Source organism: Proteinivorax hydrogeniformans (genome assembly GCF_040515995.1).
In the GTDB taxonomy this organism is placed as follows: domain Bacteria; phylum Bacillota; class Proteinivoracia; order Proteinivoracales; family Proteinivoracaceae; genus Proteinivorax; species Proteinivorax hydrogeniformans.
In genome coordinates this window covers 2,466,160-2,487,249 of record NZ_CP159485.1, presented here as the reverse complement: position 1 = coordinate 2,487,249, position 21,090 = coordinate 2,466,160, and the positions used below count along the sequence as shown (strand labels likewise).

General features: G+C 35.1%; 18 protein-coding genes. All 18 read left to right on the top strand.

From position 1 onward, the window contains the following. Positions 1 to 126 precede the first annotated feature (126 nt). Positions 127 to 2,019: a [Fe-Fe] hydrogenase large subunit C-terminal domain-containing protein gene (locus PRVXH_RS11915; RefSeq protein ID WP_353892976.1), complete on the top strand. Its 1,893-nt coding sequence runs from the start codon at positions 127 to 129 to the stop codon at positions 2,017 to 2,019. A gap of 349 nt (positions 2,020 to 2,368) precedes the next feature. Continuing rightward, a complete protein-coding gene (locus PRVXH_RS11910) occupies positions 2,369 to 3,526 on the top strand; it encodes an NADH-ubiquinone oxidoreductase-F iron-sulfur binding region domain-containing protein (protein ID WP_353892975.1) in 1,158 nt (385 codons plus the stop codon). Positions 3,527 to 3,546: 20 nt separating this feature from the next. Then, the gene (locus tag PRVXH_RS11905) at positions 3,547 to 5,316 is read left to right on the top strand and encodes an NADH-dependent [FeFe] hydrogenase, group A6 (protein ID WP_353892974.1); all 1,770 of its coding nucleotides are present in this window, start codon (positions 3,547 to 3,549) and stop codon (positions 5,314 to 5,316) included. Beyond that, a complete protein-coding gene (fdhF, locus tag PRVXH_RS11900) occupies positions 5,303 to 7,996 on the top strand; it encodes a formate dehydrogenase subunit alpha (RefSeq protein ID WP_353892973.1) in 2,694 nt (897 codons plus the stop codon). Before PRVXH_RS11905 ends, fdhF begins: the two co-directional genes overlap by 14 nt. 68 nt (positions 7,997 to 8,064) lie before the next feature. Continuing rightward, on the top strand, positions 8,065 to 9,060 hold the full coding sequence (locus PRVXH_RS11895; RefSeq protein ID WP_353892972.1) for a hypothetical protein: 996 nt from the start codon (positions 8,065 to 8,067) through the stop codon (positions 9,058 to 9,060). Between the two features lie 20 nt (positions 9,061 to 9,080). Beyond that, positions 9,081 to 9,566 carry a hypothetical protein gene (locus PRVXH_RS11890; RefSeq protein ID WP_350343306.1) on the top strand — a complete coding sequence of 162 codons (486 nt, stop codon included), beginning with the start codon at positions 9,081 to 9,083 and terminating at the stop codon, positions 9,564 to 9,566. A 46-nt stretch (positions 9,567 to 9,612) separates the two neighbouring features. Continuing rightward, complete coding sequence (locus tag PRVXH_RS11885) at positions 9,613 to 11,763, top strand: proton-conducting transporter membrane subunit (protein ID WP_353892971.1); 2,151 nt, start codon at positions 9,613 to 9,615, stop codon at positions 11,761 to 11,763. Between the two features lie 104 nt (positions 11,764 to 11,867). Next, on the top strand, positions 11,868 to 12,362 hold the full coding sequence (locus PRVXH_RS11880; protein WP_350343304.1) for a Na+/H+ antiporter subunit E: 495 nt from the start codon (positions 11,868 to 11,870) through the stop codon (positions 12,360 to 12,362). Between the two features lie 3 nt (positions 12,363 to 12,365). Further along, complete coding sequence (locus PRVXH_RS11875) at positions 12,366 to 12,632, top strand: monovalent cation/H+ antiporter complex subunit F (protein WP_350343303.1); 267 nt, start codon at positions 12,366 to 12,368, stop codon at positions 12,630 to 12,632. Between the two features lie 11 nt (positions 12,633 to 12,643). Then, complete coding sequence (gene mnhG, locus PRVXH_RS11870) at positions 12,644 to 12,934, top strand: monovalent cation/H(+) antiporter subunit G (protein ID WP_350343302.1); 291 nt, start codon at positions 12,644 to 12,646, stop codon at positions 12,932 to 12,934. Between the two features lie 16 nt (positions 12,935 to 12,950). Next, positions 12,951 to 13,190, top strand: a complete 240-nt coding sequence (locus PRVXH_RS11865) for a hydrogenase subunit MbhD domain-containing protein (protein ID WP_350343301.1) — start codon at positions 12,951 to 12,953, stop codon at positions 13,188 to 13,190. Continuing rightward, entirely contained in the window at positions 13,187 to 13,492 is a 306-nt protein-coding gene (gene mbhE, locus PRVXH_RS11860; RefSeq protein WP_350343300.1) for a hydrogen gas-evolving membrane-bound hydrogenase subunit E, read from the top strand. The genes PRVXH_RS11865 and mbhE overlap by 4 nt, the downstream gene beginning before the upstream one ends. Beyond that, positions 13,493 to 13,915, top strand: coding sequence for an MnhB domain-containing protein (locus PRVXH_RS11855; RefSeq protein WP_350343299.1), 423 nt, complete (start codon positions 13,493 to 13,495; stop codon positions 13,913 to 13,915). 2 nt (positions 13,916 to 13,917) lie between these two features. Next, positions 13,918 to 14,295, top strand: a complete 378-nt coding sequence (locus PRVXH_RS11850) for a cation:proton antiporter subunit C (RefSeq protein WP_350343298.1) — start codon at positions 13,918 to 13,920, stop codon at positions 14,293 to 14,295. Next, on the top strand, positions 14,288 to 15,775 hold the full coding sequence (locus PRVXH_RS11845) for a monovalent cation/H+ antiporter subunit D family protein (protein ID WP_350343297.1): 1,488 nt from the start codon (positions 14,288 to 14,290) through the stop codon (positions 15,773 to 15,775). Before PRVXH_RS11850 ends, PRVXH_RS11845 begins: the two co-directional genes overlap by 8 nt. A gap of 149 nt (positions 15,776 to 15,924) precedes the next feature. Then, positions 15,925 to 16,917, top strand: a complete 993-nt coding sequence (locus PRVXH_RS11840) for a Cache 3/Cache 2 fusion domain-containing protein (RefSeq protein WP_353892970.1) — start codon at positions 15,925 to 15,927, stop codon at positions 16,915 to 16,917. 23 nt (positions 16,918 to 16,940) lie between these two features. After that, positions 16,941 to 18,551, top strand: a complete 1,611-nt coding sequence (locus PRVXH_RS11835) for a proton-conducting transporter membrane subunit (protein ID WP_353892969.1) — start codon at positions 16,941 to 16,943, stop codon at positions 18,549 to 18,551. Between the two features lie 204 nt (positions 18,552 to 18,755). Beyond that, the gene (locus tag PRVXH_RS11830; RefSeq protein ID WP_353892968.1) at positions 18,756 to 20,909 is read left to right on the top strand and encodes a proton-conducting transporter membrane subunit; all 2,154 of its coding nucleotides are present in this window, start codon (positions 18,756 to 18,758) and stop codon (positions 20,907 to 20,909) included. Positions 20,910 to 21,090 lie beyond the last annotated feature (181 nt).

The window sequence follows — 21,090 nt, the reverse complement described above, 5'->3', positions numbered from 1 at the left end:
ACTTAATAATTCTTAAGTTAATGGGACGGAGTAAATAAGGGGAAAGCAGCTTGTTTTTTACTGGCATAGTATTTGCTATATATAATTAAATGATCTATATTATATTAGCTTTAGAGGAGGACAAATATGTTAGGAGAAAAAATAATAAAAACTAATAAAGAACAATGTACAGGATGCGATAAATGTATTAGGGAATGCCCTCAAATATTGGCCAATAAAGCCTTTAAAGATGAATCTGGGGCAATAAAAGTTGATATAGCAAATGAGGAGTGCATAACATGTGGGGAGTGTATAAAAGCTTGTACCCATCAAGCCAGATATTATGAAGACGATATAGAGCAGCTTTTAACAGATCTTCAGCAAAACAAAAAAATATCTATAGTAGTTGCCCCTGCTTTTATGTTAAATTATCCCGATGAGTACAAAAAGGTGTTTGCTTGGTTAAAGAGTAAAGGAATCCAATTGATTTATGATGTTAGCTTTGGGGCAGATATCACTACATTTCTTTATATGAAAATTTTTGAAGAAAAAAGTTTACAAACTATCATTTCTCAACCATGTCCTGTGATTGTGAACAGTATCGAACGATATTATCCAAATTTATTAAAATATTTAAGCCCGGTTGGCTCACCTATGTCTTGTGCAGCTATATATTTGAAAAAATATGAAGGGTTTGAGGGGAAAATAGCTGCACTGTCGCCTTGTATAGCAAAAACCGACGAATTCAGAAGACATAAGCATATTGATTATAACATTACATTTAAAAAAATTATGGAGTTGTACAGAAAAGAAGGGGAATGGGAAAAAGAAGAAAACTTTGACTCTCCTGAAAGTTTAGTAGGGTTTTGGTATCCCACTCCTGGGGGATTAAAAGAAAGTATTGAGCAGGTTTATGGAAAGGGATTTCATATTAAAAAAATTGAAGGACCTAAATTAGTTCAAAACTATTTATCTGGTATCAACAAAAGACAGGGGAAGCTTCCTTTTGTTATAGATATACTTAATTGCTCAGAAGGATGTTTGCTGGGAACTGCTACCGAAAACATGATGAGTTCTGATGAAATGGATGCTATTTTGTATGAGAAGACTAAAAAAATAACTGCACAAAAGAAAGGGCTTTTTTCGAAAGTTTCTCCAAGAGATATGGTGAAAAATTTCGAGAAAAAGCTACGGGTAGATGACTTTAAGGTAACTTATAATAATAGATGGAAAGAGAAAAAGGTTGAACAAAATCAAAAGGATATAATTTACAGTAAACTTCACAAAAAAACCGATGAAGATAAAAGTTTTGATTGTGCTGCTTGTGGTTATAAAAGTTGTGAAGATATGGTTAAAGTTATCGCCTTAAATTACAACGTTTTAGAAAACTGTATAGAATATAATAGAAGAGAAGGGGAAATCAAACAGGAAAAGTTGTTAAATGAAGAACGACAAAATGCAGAGTTAACTAGAAAAAACTCCCAAAAACAAGAGATGTTATTGAAAAACATAAAGCAAGGGGCAGAAAATATAAACAGCATTATTAATGATTTGACCAAAGTTTCAGAAGAGACGGCTAAAGATATGTATGAAATAAACAGTCAGATGGGAGATATAGAAACTGCATCTCAAGATACTATTAACAGCGTTGATTTATTGACGAAAACTTTTTCGGAGCATGAAGAAATGTCAAACAAAATTGTAGAAATTGCAGAACAAATTAACTTGCTTGCTTTAAATGCATCTATAGAGGCTGCCAGAGCAGGAGATGCAGGTAAGGGGTTTGCCGTCGTTGCTGAGGAAGTTAGAAAGCTTGCAGAACAATCTGAGGTTGTGGTATCCCAAACAGAAAAAAATAATAGTAGTGGAGTAAAGAGTGTAAAAACCATAGAAGATTCAGTAGATAAACTTAATAAAGTTATTAGCATCGTAGGAGAAAAAATGGAAAACGTTATGGCTATATCTGAGGAAACAAATTCGTCGTTAGAAGATTTATCTAATACTTCTTCTGAACTAACTGGAAAAAACAATTTAAACTAAAAAATGGTATCTGCTAGTAATAGCAGGTACCATTTTTTAGTTTAAAATCATGGAATAAAGAGGTGTCCTAGTTTAAAGATGATGTCCGAAAACAAAGACACCCTCAGTCTCTTCATTGGCATAAAGCGACTGAGGAGAAAAAAATGAAATAGCTCGAATTTTGTCCTAAAATTAGGACGGTTGAAATGTGAGGTGCATGGCTATGTTTGGCGGGTTTTAAGAATTATATTTTTGGCATGACAATTGCTCTTTATATAACAATAAAATATTTTAAAGGTATTTGGAGGTGATGAAAAAGTACTGTAGCTACAGGGAGATATCTATAAACGAAATTTAAGGAGGTTTTAAGATGGAAAGAGTTTTATCTCTAAACGAACAAGGTTTAGAAAAATATGATGTGGAGAAACTCGCTTTTGACTCAATGGCTGTCGTAGAAAGTAAAGGCGAAGAAGTTATTAAAGAGATAAAAGAAGCTGAGCTGCTCAGCAGGGATGGTAGAAAAATATTTATCGGTAATTATATGGAAGAGGTAGCAAAATATACTGGCTCTAAAGAAGTAGTTTTGCATATCGGTAATTCAAAGTTAGATAATGGCTTAGCTTCATCGAATACCTACCACTTAGTTCAAGGATTAGTTTTATCTGCAAAGGCGGTAAAAGCATCAAAAGTTAGCATTTTTATAAACGAAAGCCACCAGTTGATTAGTAGAATGTTAAAACTAACTATTAAACAAATGGGTAAAATGGGTTATTTTAAGGCTAAAGAGTTAAAGATTGACATTATTGATGTAGATGAAAAAAATATTTTTTTTGATAATGACATCGCACTTTTAACTAATTATAAAGAAAATTTAAGTCACGGACGTTACCCATTTTTAGAAGCCAAAAATACATGGCAGCAAAGCAAGCTATTTATTGCTAACGTAGAAACTTTAATTAATATATCTTTAATAGTGGAAAATGGAAGCTCATGGTTTAAGACTATGGGGGAAGCAGATAATTATGGATGCAAAGTATTTTATGTGCAGAATGGTCAGGAAGGTTGTCTAGTTACTATGGAGCTAGGCTCTAACTTCGAAGAATTAATTAAAAAAGCAAGTGAAAGAATAAACATTCCCAATCTGTATGCTATAAATGTTGGGGGAAGTTTAGGTGGGGTTTTAACCGAGGAACAACTAAAAACAACAAAGATTGATTATGCAACCTCAAAGAAGGAAGGTTTTTTACTTGGGGCGAGTCCTGTAGAAGTTATAGAAGATAAAAAAAGGTTAACAGAACTTATTGTTAACTCAGTGCAACATAATTCACAGCAATCATGTGGCAAATGTTCCACATGTAGAGAGGGATTAAAGAGAATGGGAGATCTTGTGCCAGCTTTCTTTGAAGGAGAACGGGATAAGGTTAAACTAGTTGAGTTTTTTGCAAAAGCAATAAAAGATTCTTCTTTATGTGGGTTTGGAAATAAAGCTATAAATCCAATTATGGCGAGTCTTCAACATAAGGAATAAGAGCTAAGGGAGGTATGAAAATGGCAACAGTTAGATTGACTATAAATGGTAAAAATGTAGTTGCTACGGAAGATAATTCAATTTTGGATGTATGTAAGAAAAATGGAGTTAACATCCCTACTTTATGTACTCATCCCGATTTGAATGATGAGGGAAATTGTAGAATGTGTGTTGTGGAGGTTGATGGAGAAGAGGAGCTTTTGGCTTCTTGTAATACAAAAGTAAAAGACAAAATGGTAGTGCGCACAGAAACAGAGAGAATTAAAGATTCAAGAAAAGCGACGTTAGAACTTTTAATTGCCAATCACCCAAATGATTGCTTGACTTGCGATAAAGTAGCTGGAGATTGTGAATTGCAAAACCTTTGTTACCAATATGATGTTAATAGAAAAGAGCAATTGCTGGAGACTTTGCCACAAAAAGAAGTTCTTGATTTATCAAGTACTTCCATTACTAGAGATATAAATAAATGCATAGTATGTGGAAATTGTGTTAGAGTTTGTTCGGAAACACAGGACATAGGCATTTATGATTATACCGAAAGAGGACATGACACAGTTATTAACACTAAAGAAAAGGAACCTATTTCAGAAACTGATTGTATAAACTGTGGTCAATGTATAAAAGTATGTCCTGTAGGGGCGTTAGTAGAGAAAAATGATATCCATAGAGTACGTGCAGCTATAAATGATCCTAATGTACACGTAGTGGTACAAACAGCACCAGCTGTTAAACACACTTTGGGTGAAGAATTTGGGTTGGAGCCTGGCACTGATGTTACAGGACAAACCAATGCAGCATTAAGGAAACTAGGTGCAGACAAAGTATTTAGTACCGATTTTACCGCAGACTTGACAATAATGGAAGAGGGAACTGAGTTTATTGACAGAATCCAAAAAGGTGAAAAGCTTCCGTTGTTAACCTCCTGCTCTCCAGGTTGGGTAAAGTATGTAGAACATAATCATCCCCGCTTATTGGAAAATGTATCTTCTTGTAAATCACCACAACAAATGTTCGGTGCTTTGTCTAAGTCCTATTATGCAGAAATTAATGATTTAGAACCTCAAAAAATATTTAGCCTATCTATAATGCCTTGTACTGCTAAAAAATTCGAAGCAGATAGAGAAGAATTAAAAGTCAACGACTTAAAAGATGTAGATGCGGTACTGACAACGAGAGAGTTAGCAAAAATGATAAAGATGGAAAAAATTCAATTTGCAAAGCTTGACGTAGAAAGTTTTGACAACTTTTTAGGAGATCACACTAGTGCTGGAAGAATTTTTGGTACAACAGGTGGAGTTATGGAAGCAGCTTTAAGAACAGTTGCTTGGAAACTTAGTGAAGGCAAACTAGACAAAATAGAGTATGAAGGTGTAAGAGGACTGACAAATGCTAAAGAAGCAGAGATTAAAATAGCAGATATGAAGGTCAAAATTGCTGTTGTCCATGGTACAGCTGCTGCTAAGGAGCTAATGAAAAAAATTGAAAATGGTGAAAAACAATATCACTTTGTAGAAATAATGGGATGTATAGGAGGTTGTATTAATGGAGGAGGAGCCCCTATTCCAGATTCTATGGAAACAGTTAAAAAGAGAATGGCAGGCATTTATAAAACAGATGGAAACTCTACCTTGCGCCGGTCTCATGAGAATCCTCTAATTAGCAAATTGTATGATAATTATTTGGGGCAGCCAGGTGGACATAAAGCTCACGATTTACTTCATACCCACTATATTGATCGCTCTACGAAAAATGTTGATGTAAGGGGTGAACATGATGATAACAATTAAAATTAACGGACGACCTGTCCAATGTGAAGAAGGAATAAGTGTTTTTAATGCAGCTCGCTTGAACAATATAAATATACCAACTTTAAATTATGACGAACGCTTTGAGATGAAAACTGTAGATAGCGGAGCTGACTTAAGCATTGTCGAAATAAAAGGAGAAGAGAGTCTAGTCGATTCTACTGATGTAATGGTAAAGGATAATTTGGAGATTTGGACGGAATCTAACAATGTGGTTAGAGCTAGACAAGAGATTCTTAAAGAAGTTTTGGCTGATCATCCTTTAGATTGTTTAACCTGTGAAAAGTCAGGGCATTGTGATTTGCAAACGTATTGCTATAAATACGATGTTAAAGGACCTGACTATTTTAGAGAAAATATTGCTCCAAAGGAACTTTTCGATAAAAATCCTTTTTACTACATTGATAGAGAGAAATGTATCGCGTGCGGAAAATGTGTGGAAATCTGCACACAGTTACAGGGTGTAGAAGGGTTATCTTTAGTAAGACAAGGTATGCAAGGGTATGTTAAAGCTCCCCAAAACATTGTCAAAGAGTTAACAAAGACAGATTGTGTGTCCTGTGGAAATTGCGTCTCAAATTGTCCAGTAGGAGCACTGATGCCGAAAGCAAAACATAAATATAGGCACTGGGAAACAGAAAAAGTTGAAACCACCTGTTCATACTGTGGAGTTGGTTGTCAGCTAGAACTTTCCACTAAAGATGACAAGATAGTTGAGGTCAATCCCGTAAAAGGTAAGTTGAATCAAGGTTTGCTTTGTGTAAAGGGCAAGTTTGCTTTTGATTTTATTAACCACCCTGATAGACTAAGCAAACCACTTGTAAGAGAAAATGGTGAGCTCAAAGAAGCAACTTGGGAGAAAGCTTATCAAAGAATAGCGGACAAAATAACTGAAATTAAAGAACAAGATGGACCTGATGCTATCGGTGGATTTTCTTCCGCTAGAGCTATAACAGAAGATAATTATATGATGACTAAGTTTTTTAGGGCAGGTATCGGTACAAACAACGTTGATCACTGTGCTCGACTCTGACACAGCTCTACAGTTGCAGGTCTTGCAACTACACTTGGAAGTGGAGCTATGACAAATAGTATCGCAGAGATAGACAAGGCAGAAGTTATATTTTTAACAGGTACAAATACAGAAGAAAATCACCCTGTTATTGGAGCGCGTATTAGAAGAGCGGTTAAAAAAGGTGCCAAATTAATAGTAGCTGATCCTCGCAAAATTTCACTGGAGGATGTATCTGACGTATTTTTACAAATCAAACCAGGTACCAGTATTGCATTATCAAATGGAATGCTAAATGTGATTTTAGAGGAAGGTCTAGAGGACAAAGAGTATATTGAGAAAAATACTGAAGGTTTCCAGCAGTTGAAAGAAGTATTGAAAAAATACACCCCTGAAAAGGTAGCAGAGATTTGTGAGGTAGATGCAGAAGATATCCGAAAAGCTGCCAGAATGTACGCTAAATACGATAGAGGAAGTATTTTCTACTGCATGGGAATAACTCAGCATCATAAAGGAACAGACGGTGTTATCAGTCTATCTAATCTAGCTTTGGTTACTGGCAACTTGGGTAGAGAAGGAACAGGAATTAACCCGCTAAGGGGTCAAAACAACGTACAGGGAGCCTGTGATATGGGTGCTTTACCTGTCGTTTATACTGGATATCAGCCTATTGGCGATAAAAAAGTTCAGGAAAAGTTTGAAAAGGCTTGGGGAACAAAGCTATCTGGTGAAACTGGGATGACCATGACTCATATGATGAAACATGCAGAAAGCGGAAAAATTAAAATGCTTTACATTATGGGAGAAAACCCTGTGTTATCTGATCCTGATACAAACCATGTAATTAAGGGGCTAAAAGAAAGTTTCTTAGTTGTACAGGATATATTTTTAACGGAAACAGCAGAGCTTGCTGATGTTGTTTTACCAGCTGCTGCTTTTGCAGAAAAAGACGGAACGTTTGTTAATACCGAACGAAGAGTCCAAAGGGTAAGAAAAGCAGTGAGTGCTCCTGGAGAAGCAAAACCAGATTGGCAAATATTTGTTGAGCTAATGAGAACTTTAGGATATGAGAATAACTTTGAAACTGCCGAAGAGGTGTTCGAAGAAATAAGAGCTGTCACTCCATCTTATTCTGGTATCACATACGACCGTATTAAAGATGACGGAATTCAGTGGCCTTGTCCAAATGAAGAGCATCCAGGCACCAAATTCTTACACGCAAACCAGCCAGTAAGGGGTAAGGGTTTGCTAGTGCCAGTTGAGTTTGAAGAAACGCCGGAGCTATCTGATAAAGATAATTACCCTTATATTATGACTAGCAGCCGTGTTCTATATCACTACCATACCTCGACAATGACTGATAAAACAGAGGGCGTAAACAAACTTGTAAATGAAACCTTTGTAGAAATCAGTCCTAACACAGCTGAAAAGCTTGGGATAGAAAATGGAGAAGTAATAAAGGTAAGCTCTCCGAGAGGTGAAATAAAACCTAGAGCGTTTATAACAGAGTTAGTTTCTGACAATGTAGTTAGTGTGCCTTTCCACTTTAAAGATGGAGCAAACGTGTTAACTAACTCCGAACTATTAGATGCTAAAGCTAGCATTCCAAGCTTGAAGGTTACAGGTGTTAATATAGAAAAACTGGGTTAAAAAAATTTCAACAATGTGGCTCTATCGTTGAGCCACATTGTTGAAAATTAAAAAAAAGGAGGCAAACTATGCAAAAAGCAATTTGGACCTTAGGCTATGTAATTTTAGTTGTTATGTGTTTAATTTTATATACTGCAGGGCTTTATGCTGCCTTTGATGCAAACCACTTCTTTACTTCTTCGGTTTTAACTATCGCAATTGTAGGTATTATATACGCAATGAAAAAGGAAATATCGTTAAATCTAGTTAGTAATTATGAGACAACTAAGTTTGATATCAATGATTTTTATAACTTCCTTTCAATAATTATAGGAGCTGTTATAACGTACTTTTTAAGTGTAGAGCTTCAGCTTGGTGCAGTGGTAGCTGCAGGGGCTGTGGGCGTTTTAGCGGCTTTATTAGTTCCCAAACTAGGTGCACCATTATATACAGGAGCTTTTGTGGGTATGGCTTCGGAGGCACTGCTCTCTTCTTATATAGCAATAATTGTTGCAGGAGCAATTGCAGGTATAGTATTTGTCATATCTAAAATAGTCTTTAACGGGTTTGGTGGTAAATTTGGTACTATTGCCTTTACAGGGTGTGTAGTTACCGGGTTGTTAACAGGTCAGGAATTTTTAAGTGCAGAAATTCCTAACGTAGATATGATGGTAAAAATAATATTATGTTCAGTAATTGCAGGTGTTATGACCTATGCCATATCTCACCGCTTAGGTCATGGACCAGTCATGGCTTCCGGTATTGTAGGCTTAATTGCAGGACTTGTTCTTCCAGCAGCCTTTCCTGAAAGTGGAGGAAGTTTAGCAATTATGGCGATATGTGCTTCCTTTGCAGGTATGGCTGGTAAACATCGAATCCCAAATGAAAAATATTTAGCTTTAGCTGCACTGATAAGCGCCTTGGCTTTTATTTATACAAATCCTTACATGGGTGGAGCAGGAGGAAAACTTGGTACAATTGCTTTTGGATCAGTAATAGCGGTAAGAGGAGTATCTGACATCTTTGCTAACTTGAGCAAAACTGAAGGCAAAAAAGAGGTTTCCCCAAATCCTAGTCTATTGTAGATAGGGGAGAGAAAAAAATTATGGGGAGACATAAACATGTAAGATTTATAACTCAAACTGGTATTTTGTTAGCTATTACTTTGACATTTCAAATGCTAGGTCTTCCGCAAATGGTGACGGGAATTGTAGTAAATGCAATGTTAGTGTTAGCTGCTCTTTCTGTTGGGATATATGGTTCTATAATAGTTGGAGGGCTAACGCCTTTGATAGCCTTTATTAGAGGGATATTGCCACCAATTTTAGGCCCGGTAATTCCGTTTATAATAATAAGCAACTGGGCTTTGATAATTATTTTTATGATCTTTTATAAAAGGAATAAGTTTATAGCTGTTGCTTGTAGTTCTTTTGGTAAGTTCCTTATTTTAACTTTTGTGGTTCGTTTAATTGTGGACATACCGCCAGAGCCCGCCGCTATGTTACAACTGCCTCAGTTGTTTACAGCGACCTTAGGTGGAATATTAGCTATAACTATTTGGCCAGCTATAAAAAGAAATATAATTAAGTAGGAAAGGTAAAAATTTCTCGCTTAATAATTACTGTGGGGGATTAAGTATGGAACTTCAAAAGCAAAAAAATATATGCTCACCAAGAGAATCTAAAAGGTCGTTAAACTCCCTAACAGCGATTAATAATGGGATAATATTTTTGCTAACAATAGCAGCTTTGGCTGTTATCTTTAGCATGGAGTTAGGCTATTTTAGCAACTTTAGAACAGAACTAATTAGCTTTGTATATGGTTTTAATGGTTACGTGTTGTTAATAATATTTATACCTTTGATATTTGGAACCTTAGCTGTGTTAATGTTTTCAAATCACGAAGTTTTAAGAGATATTTTAGTAGTTAATGTAACCTTTATTACCTTCATATTGATGGTAATTACAATCCCCGCTGTATCTGAAGGTGTTATAACACTACAGGTTTCAGAAGTTTTGGGATTAGGTTTAAATTTTACTCTTGATATGTTAGCGCTGGTTTTAGGCCTACTCACCACCATTATATGGCTAATGGTTACTATATACGCTCCAGATTACATGAATATGGAAGAGCACAGGAACAGATTTTATCTGTTCCTGATGCTAACATTTGGCTTTATACTGGGAACAATATTGTCTGGTTGTCTTTTTACTACCTTTTTATTCTTTGAAGGAATGACTTTTAGTTCTTATATGCTAGTTGTTCATTGTGAAACAAAAAAATGTATCGAAGCCGGGGATAGCTATATTTATATGGGAATCATGGGAGGCTTATGTATACTGTTAGCAATGGTTCTTTTATTTGTAAATGTCGGCACCTTAGAATACTCAAACTTAGCTGTAGAGTTGCAAAACTTAGGCGGTATAGAGTATGTTATTTTAGCTTTGTTTATAGTCGGATTTGGCGTAAAGGCAGGGTTAGTGCCGTTGCATATTTGGTTGCCAAAAGCTCATCCTATAGCACCTACACCTGCTAGTGCATTACTGTCGGGCATAATGGTTAAAATAGGCGCATATGGGATGATTAGGATACTCACTACCTTCTCTTTTCCTGAACCTTATCAAGTATTGGAAGGATTTACAGATAGTGTTTGGATGACATCTCAAAATATAGGGTTTGTGCTAATCTGGATGGGTATTCTTACTATGGGAATTGGGGTATTTATGGCTCTCCAGCAAGGTAATATGAAAAGAATGTTAGCTTACCATAGTGTAAGCCAAATGGGTTATATTATTATGGGAATTGGTGTGGCGGTGTATCTTGGATATAAAGGGGCTATGGGGTATTCTGGAGCGGTGTACCATATTATAAACCACGCTTTATTTAAGAGCTTATTGTTTATGGTCGCTGGAGTAGTTTACCTTAAAATAGGCACTTTAGATATGTATAAAATGGGTGGATTGTGGAGAAAACTTCCTTTTACATTTGCAGTTAGCACTATTGCAGCTTTAGGAATTACTGGAATGCCGTTATTTAATGGATTTGCCAGTAAAACTTTACTACATCACGCTATAGAAGAATCTTTTATGTATGGTCATTCCTCTTTTAAATTAGCAGAACTTTTATTTGTGCTAATAAGTGCAGGTACAGCCTGTTCTTTTATTAAATGGACTTACTATATCTTTTTAGGCAAGTGTCCCGAGAATCTTAAGAATGTCAAGGGTGAATACCCCATGATGAATTTAGCGATGTCAGGAATAGCTATTATGATTATCTTTATAGGGATATTCCCCAATTTTTTGCTAGATACAATTATAATACCCTCAGCTGAAAGTGTAACATATGACCCTGAATTTATAGACAACTATATTGTTGATATTAATATTTTTGCTCGATCAGATTTGTTAGGGATGATACCAGTTTATTTGATGGGGTTAACTATATTTTGTTTAGGAACCAAGTTTCATTTGTTTCACTTAAACTTTCCTAGGTGGTTGAGTGTAGGTTATATTTGTGCGTTACCTTTGACTGTAGTGCTAAAAGCGGTTGAGTTTTTTGATAAAAAAATAAATAGGAAAAAACAGCGATCAGATAAGAATAGTAATATAAATAAAAAGGTTACTTTAAATAGTGAAAATAACAAAAGCGGAGAAGGAGTTATAAACAAATTTGTAAGCCTTGTATACAAAGGAGCTAATAAGGTAGAGTACTCTATTATAAACTGCGATATAATCATATATTCTGTGGTACTTACTTTAATGTTGGTTTTTTTATTTGTTGTCAAATGATATCAATATTGGAACTTATCCTTTTTTAGCTATTGCCATTATTCATTTTAAGATGTAATATTTTAATTGAGGAACTTCACTTGATTTAATAAAGGGGTGAGTATATGCAAAAAAAAGCTGGTCTTTTAGAAATGATTGTAATGTTTTTTCCATTGCTTGGTTTTTGGTTGGTGTTATCTCCAAAAGTAACAATGGAGTCTATAGCCATAGGGTTTGTGGTTTGTTGGACAATTCTTATTTACTCAAGAGATATATTGTTAAGAAAAGAAGAAATGCCGTTATATTCTATGAAAAAACTAGTGATTTTTTTCACCTACATTCCTGTTTTGATTATTGAAATATTTAAGTCAGGAATTTATGTAGCGAAAATAGTTCTTAGTCCTTCATTACCTGTAAAACCTCACTTTGTAAAAAAGAAGCTTAGCTTTAAAAATGATTTTATCAAAGTGTTATATGGTAATTCTATAACTTTAACGCCAGGGACCTTGACTGTAGATATTAAAGAAAACGAGTTTATTATTCATGCTTTGACTGATGGCGTAGCAGAAGGATTAGAAGATTCTCCTATGGAACAATACGCAAAAAAAATGGAGGAATAAGATATGATAGCTTTAATAATGCAAGGGATACTAGTTTTTTTAGCTTTACTGGCTTTTGTTGGACTGTATGTAGCATATAAAGGGCCAAAGGCTGCTCATAGAGTAATAGCAATTAACGTTATTTTTACTAAAGTTGCCATTATTATAGCATTGTTAGCCATAGTTAATGGACAAGGAGCTTTTGTAGATGTGGCCCTTGTATATGCTATGATGGGCTTTGTCGCTACAGTGTCAGTTTCCAAATACCTAGAAAAAGGCCGATTGGATTAAGGAGTGATCATATGGAGTTGATAGTGAATATTTTATCAGGAACTTTATTGCTAGCGGGTGCTTTTTTCTTTTTGGTAGGCACAATAGGTCTTTTGAGAATGCCCGATGTTTATTCTAAGATGCATGCAACTACTAAATGCGATACTTTGGGTGCGGGGCTAATACTTTTAGGTCTTATGGTGTATTCTCATGGAGAATTAGATGTCGCCATAAAACTATTTTTGGTTATTGTTTTTATTTGGCTTACCAATCCCACTGCAGCACATATAATAGCAAAGGCAGACTATAACCAAAAAAAGTAATGGTGGAGGTGGAAAAATGTTAGTGTTAAATGTAGTTTTAATTTTATTTTTAATATGTTGTGCTTTAGCAGTAGAGCGTACAAAGGACTTGTTAAGTGCTGTAGTAATTTTTGGTGCATATAGTGTTACAATGGCGGTGCTATGGTTGCTTTTAAAAGCTCCCGATATCGCCTTAACTGAAGCTGCCATGGGTGCAGGGGTAACCACCATGCTTTTCGTAGCTGTCATTAGTAGGACAAGGAGGACTGAAAAGTGAAAAAAGGAATACTGGCGATATTGTTGTTTGGATTGTTGATAGTGTTAATATCAGGGATATTGGAAATGCCTGCCCTTGGCAGTGTCGACAACCCTGCCTACACTGAAGAAGTTACTGAATACTATTTAGAAAACTCAATAGAAGATACCAATTCACCTAATGTAATTTCAGCGTTACTAACAGACTACAGGTTTTTTGACACTCTAGGTGAAACAGTGGTGCTTTTTACAGGAATTACTGTAGTTGTATCGGTTCTAAAGAGAGGAAATGCACCTCAGCATGGAAATGAGGGGGAAAACTAAATGAATGATTTAATAGTAAAAGTAATAAGTAGATTAACGATTCCTTTTATTCAGCTATACGGGATTTTTATAATAATGCACGGGCATCTTTCGCCGGGAGGCGGTTTTGCCGGAGGTGCTATTTTAGGTGCTAGTATTATACTTTTGACTTTGGCCTTTGGGCTAGAAGGTGCATCAAAAAAAATGCCTCACCATGTGTCCAAGGTCATAGAATCCAGCGCAATTTTACTGCTTTTAGCCTTGGGGATGGTTGGCATTGTAACAGGAAATAATTTTTTAACCAATGCTGATGCTGGTTTTGATTTAGGTCAAACTGGCAGAATTTTAAGTGCTGGTTTTATACCTATTGCAACTATGGCTATAGGTATGAAGGTGGCAAGTACTTTAATAACGTTATTTCACACCATTATTGAGGAGGACTAGCTATGGAGCTAATTAATGAGCTTCTAGATCATATAAATTATGTAGGAGCGGCTGTGTTGTTTGTAATAGGATTATATACAGTTCTTACCCATTCCAACTTGTTAAAAAAAGTAATAGGCATTAACATCATGGAGACATCGGTGTTTTTATTTTTTGTTTCTATAGGTTATGTAGCAGGGGGAGAAGCGCCTATAATTGGAGAAAATAGCGATGCTATTTATGTAAACCCCCTTCCCTCTATTATTATTTTAACCGGTATAGTAGTTGCCATAAGCTTGACTGCTTATGCTTTAAGTTTAATTATTAGAATTTATGACGAGTATGGCACATTAGATATGGATGAAATCATGGAAATAAGGAGTGATTTACCCAATGAATAGTACTCATTTTCCAATAATAATTATGTCCTTGTTTTTAATAGTGGGTGTATCCACTCCTGTAATAAAAAAGCGGTTTGACAATGTTGTAAAGTTTATGTTGATGGGTACTTTTGGCGTGGCAATTATTTTATCCGCTCTTACTTTTTTATATGTCCAGGCTGAAGGCCCCTTTACTTATAACTTTGGTAACTGGAGTAGGCAGTTAGGGATTGAGTTTGCCATAGATGGATTTTCTGCTCTTCTTACTTTGTTGATTGTGTCAGTGTCGGCAATAGTTGTGTTGTTTTCTTTAGAGGATATTGAGCATGAAGTAGATTCCTCGAAGACTTTGAGCTACTATACTATTGTATTTACTTTGATATTTGCAATGGTAGGAATTACTTTTAGTAATGATTTATTTAATATATATGTTTTTATGGAGATTTTATCTTTAACCTCTTGTGGAATTATTTCTATTAAACATAAAAAAGTCAATTTTTTGGCTTCATTTAGATATTTAATTCTAAATACTTTAGGGTCAATATCGTTTATGTTTGGAATTGCTTTGCTTTATATGGTGACGGGACATTTGAATATAGTAGAAGTTAATAATGTTATAGCAGATGTTTGGCAATATTATCCAACTAATATTTTATTGGCTGTTGGTTTTATGTTTACGGGTTTGGGGATAAAAGCGGCTATGTTTCCGCTTCATGTATGGCTTCCTGACGCCCACTCCAGTGCGCCGACTCCCTCTAGCGCTTTGCTATCAGGGTTAGTAGTAAAGGTTTATGTTTTTACAATGGCAAAGATTATCTTTAATGTTATCGGTGTTGAGATTTCCCAAGCATTGGATATAACAACTTTTTTAACGTACTTTGCGGCATTAAGTATGATAATGGGGTCTATTTTTGCTATAGGTCAAAAAGATATAAAGAGAATGCTAGCATATTCCTCTGTTGCTCAGATTGGATATATGTTTTTAGGTATAGGGCTTGCAACTGAATTTGGCTTAGCGGCTGGTTTTTTCCACATTTTTTCCCATGCAATGATGAAAGCAGCACTATTTTTAAGTGCAGGGACTATAATATACAAAAAAAATCAGAGAAACATTACTAAGCTGGATGGAATAGGATATGAGATGCCAGTGACTATGACGGTATTTACAATTGCTGCTTTAGGAATGGTAGGAATACCTGGTATAATAGGGTTTATGAGCAAGTTTTATTTAGGTGTTGCAGTTTTAGAAGCTGGACAATCAGGTTTTATCATAGTGATTCTTTTAAGTTCCTTTCTAAATGCCATTTATTATCTGCCGATAATCATTTCTGCATTTATTAAAGAGGATAAATCTAGAATTAAAACATTGATACTAGATAAAATCCCAGTAACTATGCTAATTCCTTTGGTTTTATTAGGTTTCAGTTGTGTATTATTTGGCTTTTTCCCTAATTTGTTAATGGATACTATTGAAAACGTTGTACCCACATTTTTAAATTAACTGTTTGAGGCTTTTTAGTAATTGAAGTGTAACTCTATTTTTAAGCCTTAACTAATAGCTAGATGATATTATCTTAAAAAACGTTGCTATATAAGGCATAGTAGAGCATTACAATCGCCAATATTAAACTAACCTTAGGGGGGATATAAATGAAAAACAAAATTGGACTTTTGGTAGTTTATTTATTAACAATACTACTAGTTGTAGGCACTCTATCCTATTTTAGTTTTCAGCAAAACCAAGCTGAAAAAATAGAAGATGAAAAGGAAAAAGTGGATTTTGCGCTAAACTCTGTCTATACCTTAATTGAATATAGAGAAAAGTTGGTCAAAAAAACTATTAGCAACAAAATAGATGTTGCTATGGATAAGTTAAATAATTATGGAGTTTTAGAAGTTGATTATAGTGAAGTTGCAGACTTAAACGGTGTTGAAGCTCCTAATTTAAAGGCTGGAAGTGTTAATTTAACCGGGGATAATGACTTTGTAGATGAGTTATCTGAGCTAGTAGGAGGAGACTTTACGGTATTTGTAAAAGAAGAAGATAAATTTATTAGAGTTAGTACCACTGTATTAGATGATGACGGAGAAAGAATTACAGGAACCTATATAGAGGATGGCACAGACATATACAATACTGTATCACAAGGGGAGAGCTATTACTCTAGGGATTGGGTGGCTAATTCATGGAATATAACCAATTATTATCCCCTTGAAGATAAAAGTGGTGAAGTGATTGGGATGATCTACTCTGGGTTGGAGGAAATAGATGACAATCTTAAAGAAATTTTGTCGGATGTAAAGATAGGCAAGACCGGATATCTTTATATAATGGATTCAGAAAAAGAGCTAGTATTTTCTCCTACCGAAAAAAAGCATCAAATAGCTGAACATGCTGCTACTGATGAGATAATTGAAAAAGCAAATGGCTCTTTAGAATTTAGGTACCAAGGTGAAGAAAAATATGCTCGTTTTAAACAGTTTGAGCCTTGGGATTGGCATATTGTAGCGGTGGTTAAACTGTCAGAGCTAACTTCAACCTCTAAGGGTTTAGTTAACATTATCGTAGTCGGCGGTATATTAACTTTTATAGGGTTGATGGTGTTTACTATAAGTCGCAGAGGTAAAAATGCAAAAGGGTAAAAGATATTTTAGGGGGCATAGAAATGCAAAGAAACATTGAAGTAAATGGCAGTGACAAGTTTGCAAAGAGCTGTAAAACATTATTGGTGTTTTTTTGTTCACTTATGTTGATGTTTTTTTTGGTAACAGAAGGGGGGCAAAGGATACTAAACGCTATCATCAGCAGCAATAATATACCTCTAGTTATTTTGTTTTTAATTTTTGTTTTAGGGCCTTCTTCCACATTTTTTACACTAAAACAAGAGCAAAGTCGTGATATAATATTATTGTATACAAACTTTGCTGTGGTAATACTAGTATCTCTAATGTACCCCTTGGCTAGTTCTGAAGGGTTGTATTTAGAGCTTTCCAACATTTTGGGATTTGGACTAGCCTTTAGGGTTGAGATGCTTACATTTTATATGCTCATGGCAGCAAGTTTGTTATGGCTTTTAGTAACAGTATTTTCTCATTCTTACCTTATAAAAAAAGAGCAACATCGCAGTAGGTTCTATTTGTGGTTTATGATAACCTATGGAGGGGTTATGGGTGCCATAATGGCTGATAGCTTAATAACTATGTTTTTATTTTTTGAAATTATGTATATAAGCTGCTATTTTTTAGTGGCCCATAATAGCTCCAAAACTGCAATAAAAGCTGGAAATAGATATATTTACATGGGCGTTATCGGAGGATTGTCAATGTTGCTGGCTATCTGTGTGTTGTACGTATATACCGGGACATTTAACTTACATGAACTTAGTACAGCTATAGATATGTCATCTAGTGGTGCAGGTAATGTACTGTTTTTAGCCTTGGTATTTATGTTACTTGGTTTTGCTATCAAAGCCGCGGTATTTCCGTTGCATTTTTGGTTGCCTGATGCACATTCTTCAGCTCCTTCTCCAGCTAGCGCTGTGCTGTCTGGGATGGTTATAAAAGTTTATATATTTTCGTTGATTAAGTTTTTGTATATAGGTTTGGGATTAGATTTAATTAACGTTCTTAAAGTTTCTGATTATTTGCCACTTATTGCTGCAGTAGGGATGATAGGAGGGTCGCTGTTTGCTTTACGGCAAACTGATATTAAAAGAATGTTGGCTTATTCAACAGTGGCTCAGGTAGGATATATGGTTCTGGGTCTAGGATTGGCTACTTCATTGGGCGTCAAAGCTTCAATGTTTCATATCTCCACTCATTTATTGATGAAAGCTGCACTATTTTTAAGTGCCGGTGCAGTTATGTACCAAACGGGCAGGAGAGATATTGAAGGATTTAAAGGTATTGGATACAAAATGCCCATAACTATGGGGGTTTTTACCATAGGTGCCTTATCTATGATAGGGATTCCTGGTGTCAATGGGTTTATGAGCAAGTGGTATTTAAGTATAGCAGCTATAGAGGCTGGTAGATCTGTATTTGTATTTGTTATACTGCTGAGTTCATTTTTAAATGCTATGTATTATTTGCCGATTATAATTTCTGCATATCTTAAAAGAAAAAATGATGAAGATGAGCACGAGGATATGGAATGGGACAGACTTCCCAATACCATGACCGTACCATTGATTATTTTAGGAACTGGGTGTATAATATTAGGGGTCTTTCCACAGATTTTGATGAATATCTTTGATCAAGCTGTAAATTTCTTTTAAGATCAAATTATGAAATGAATTAAGACGCTGTAAATTTTTGAAATGGATTAAATAGATTTATGGGTATTGCAAAATGATCAGAGTTTAAACCTTAGTCTCAAAATAACACTTGCGTGATTTGGCGAGGCTTTTTGAAGCGTTTTATATCAGGTATTGTAAAGTTTTACAATTGCCAAAGCAAATTTTAATAAAGGAGGGGATGAAATGAATAACGCAAAAGTAAATATAAATGTTGATCCGCCACAGAATAATTTTGGCTCATTAATACAAAAGGGAAATAGCATTTTTATATTCCTTCTAGCTATAGGTGCTCTAATAGTTACGTTTTCAATGGCGGCGGGTAACTTTATTGAGTTAAGTCAATGGTTGGAAAGTTTTGTAGAAAAATACCCTGCTTATCTTTTAGTAATCGTTCTTTTACCGTTGTTGGGAGTCTTTACAGCACCACTTGGTGGAAAATGGGAAAATCTTAGAGATATTTTATTAGTAAATATAACCTTTGCTACTTTTGCTATGTTGCTATCCCTTTACCCTTCGGTTATAAATGGAAACCTCACTTTAGCAATTGATAAAGTGTTGGGATACGGATTAAACTTCACAGCAGATATGACTTCGTTAACCTTAGCGACATTAATAGCCTTTATTTGGCTTATGGTAATGATTTATGCACCAGACTATATGAATAAAGAAGACCATCGATGTAGGTTTTATTTGTTTTTATCAATAACCTATTGTGGAATATTAGGTACTGTACTAGCTGGTGGAGTGTTTACAACATTTTTATTTTTCGAAGCGATGACATTTAGTTCTTATATGTTGGTTGTGCACTCCGAATCTAAGGAAGCACTTGATGCTGGAGACAGCTATATATATATGGGTATAATGGGTGGCCTATGTATATTATTGGCAATGATTCTATTGTTTATTAACACGGGGACTTTGCAGTATGAGAACTTAGCGTACGAGATGCAAACCTTAGGAGGTTTGGAGTATTTTATTTTAGCACTATTTATAATAGGTTTTGGGGTAAAAGCAGGTTTAGTTCCTCTGCATATTTGGCTTCCTAAAGCTCACCCTGTAGCTCCAACTCCTGCCAGCGCATTGCTTTCCGGGATAATGGTTAAAGTGGGAGCTTATGGGATGCTTCGTACCACTACAAGCTTTTTCTTTCCGGAATTTTCTCAGGTGACACAGGGCTTTGAAGATAGCATTTGGATTTCCGCCCAAACCCTAGGAGCTATAGTAATTTGGCTTGGAATTGCTACTATGGGTATAGGAATTTTTATGGCTATGCAACAGACAAATATAAAGAAAATGTTGGCATTTAGTACTGTAAGCCAAATGGGTTATATTATATTAGGAATTGGAGTAGCGGTTTACCTTGGTTATAAAGGTGCAATGGGTTACTCTGGAGTACTTTACCATATTATTAACCATGCCTTATATAAAAGCCTTCTGTTTATGGTAGCTGGAGCAGTTTATTTAAAAGTACACACTTTAGATATAAATAAAATGGGCGGGCTTTGGAAAAAAATGCCCTTTACTTTTGTAGTTAGTACAATTGCTGCCCTTGGCATCACAGGAATGCCCCTTTTTAATGGTTTTGCTAGTAAAACAGTTCTGCACCATGGTATCGAAGAAGCGCATATGTATGGGCATTCCATGTTTTTAGTGGCGGACTATTTATTTGTTATTATAAGTGCAGGAACAGCATGTGTTTTATTTAAGTGGACATATGGAATCTTTTTTGGCGAATGTCCAAACGAACATGAGCATATAAAAGAAGGATTTCCCATAATGAATATTGCTATGGGTGGGGTTGCAGCAGCGATTGTGTTAATAGGAGTTTTTCCTAACTTTTTATTGGATAATTTTATTATCCCTGCTGCTCAGGGTTTAACATATGACCCAGAGTTCATCGATAGTTATATTGTTGGGATAAATATTTTCGCCAGAGATGACCTAGTTGGAATGGTATGGGTATATTTAATGGGAGCAGGTTTGTTTTACTGGGGGATCAAAGGTTCTTTATTCAAAGTTAGATTTCCTCAATGGTTATGCTTTGAGTGCTTAATTACCCTACCAGTAAGAAAACTTATTGAAATAGCTTTTAAGATAATGAAAAAATTAAATTTAACAAGGAGAGATGATATGGTAATATATACCACCTCATCTTGTGAAGCAAATGTTGAGATACCAAAGGAAGAAATAGAAGAAGATAGCATGGTAAGAAAATTTGCAGGTTTTGTTGATAAACAAATTTGCTGTAAATGTGAGACACCCTTTATCAAATCAGATGTCTTGTTATACTCAATGATTTTAACTTTTATTTTAGTGTTTTTCTTTGTAGTAAAATAACATTAAACTAGGCGGCTTAAATGTCGCCTAGTTTAATGGGTAAAAGCCTTGTATGTTTAACGAAGTGTGTTTTTAGTGTTATGATATAAGATATATTATGTAAACTTTAATTTTAATTTAAAATAGATTTTCACAAATAAATGGTTGATTTTAATTTAATTTAATACCTAAAATAAAGTAG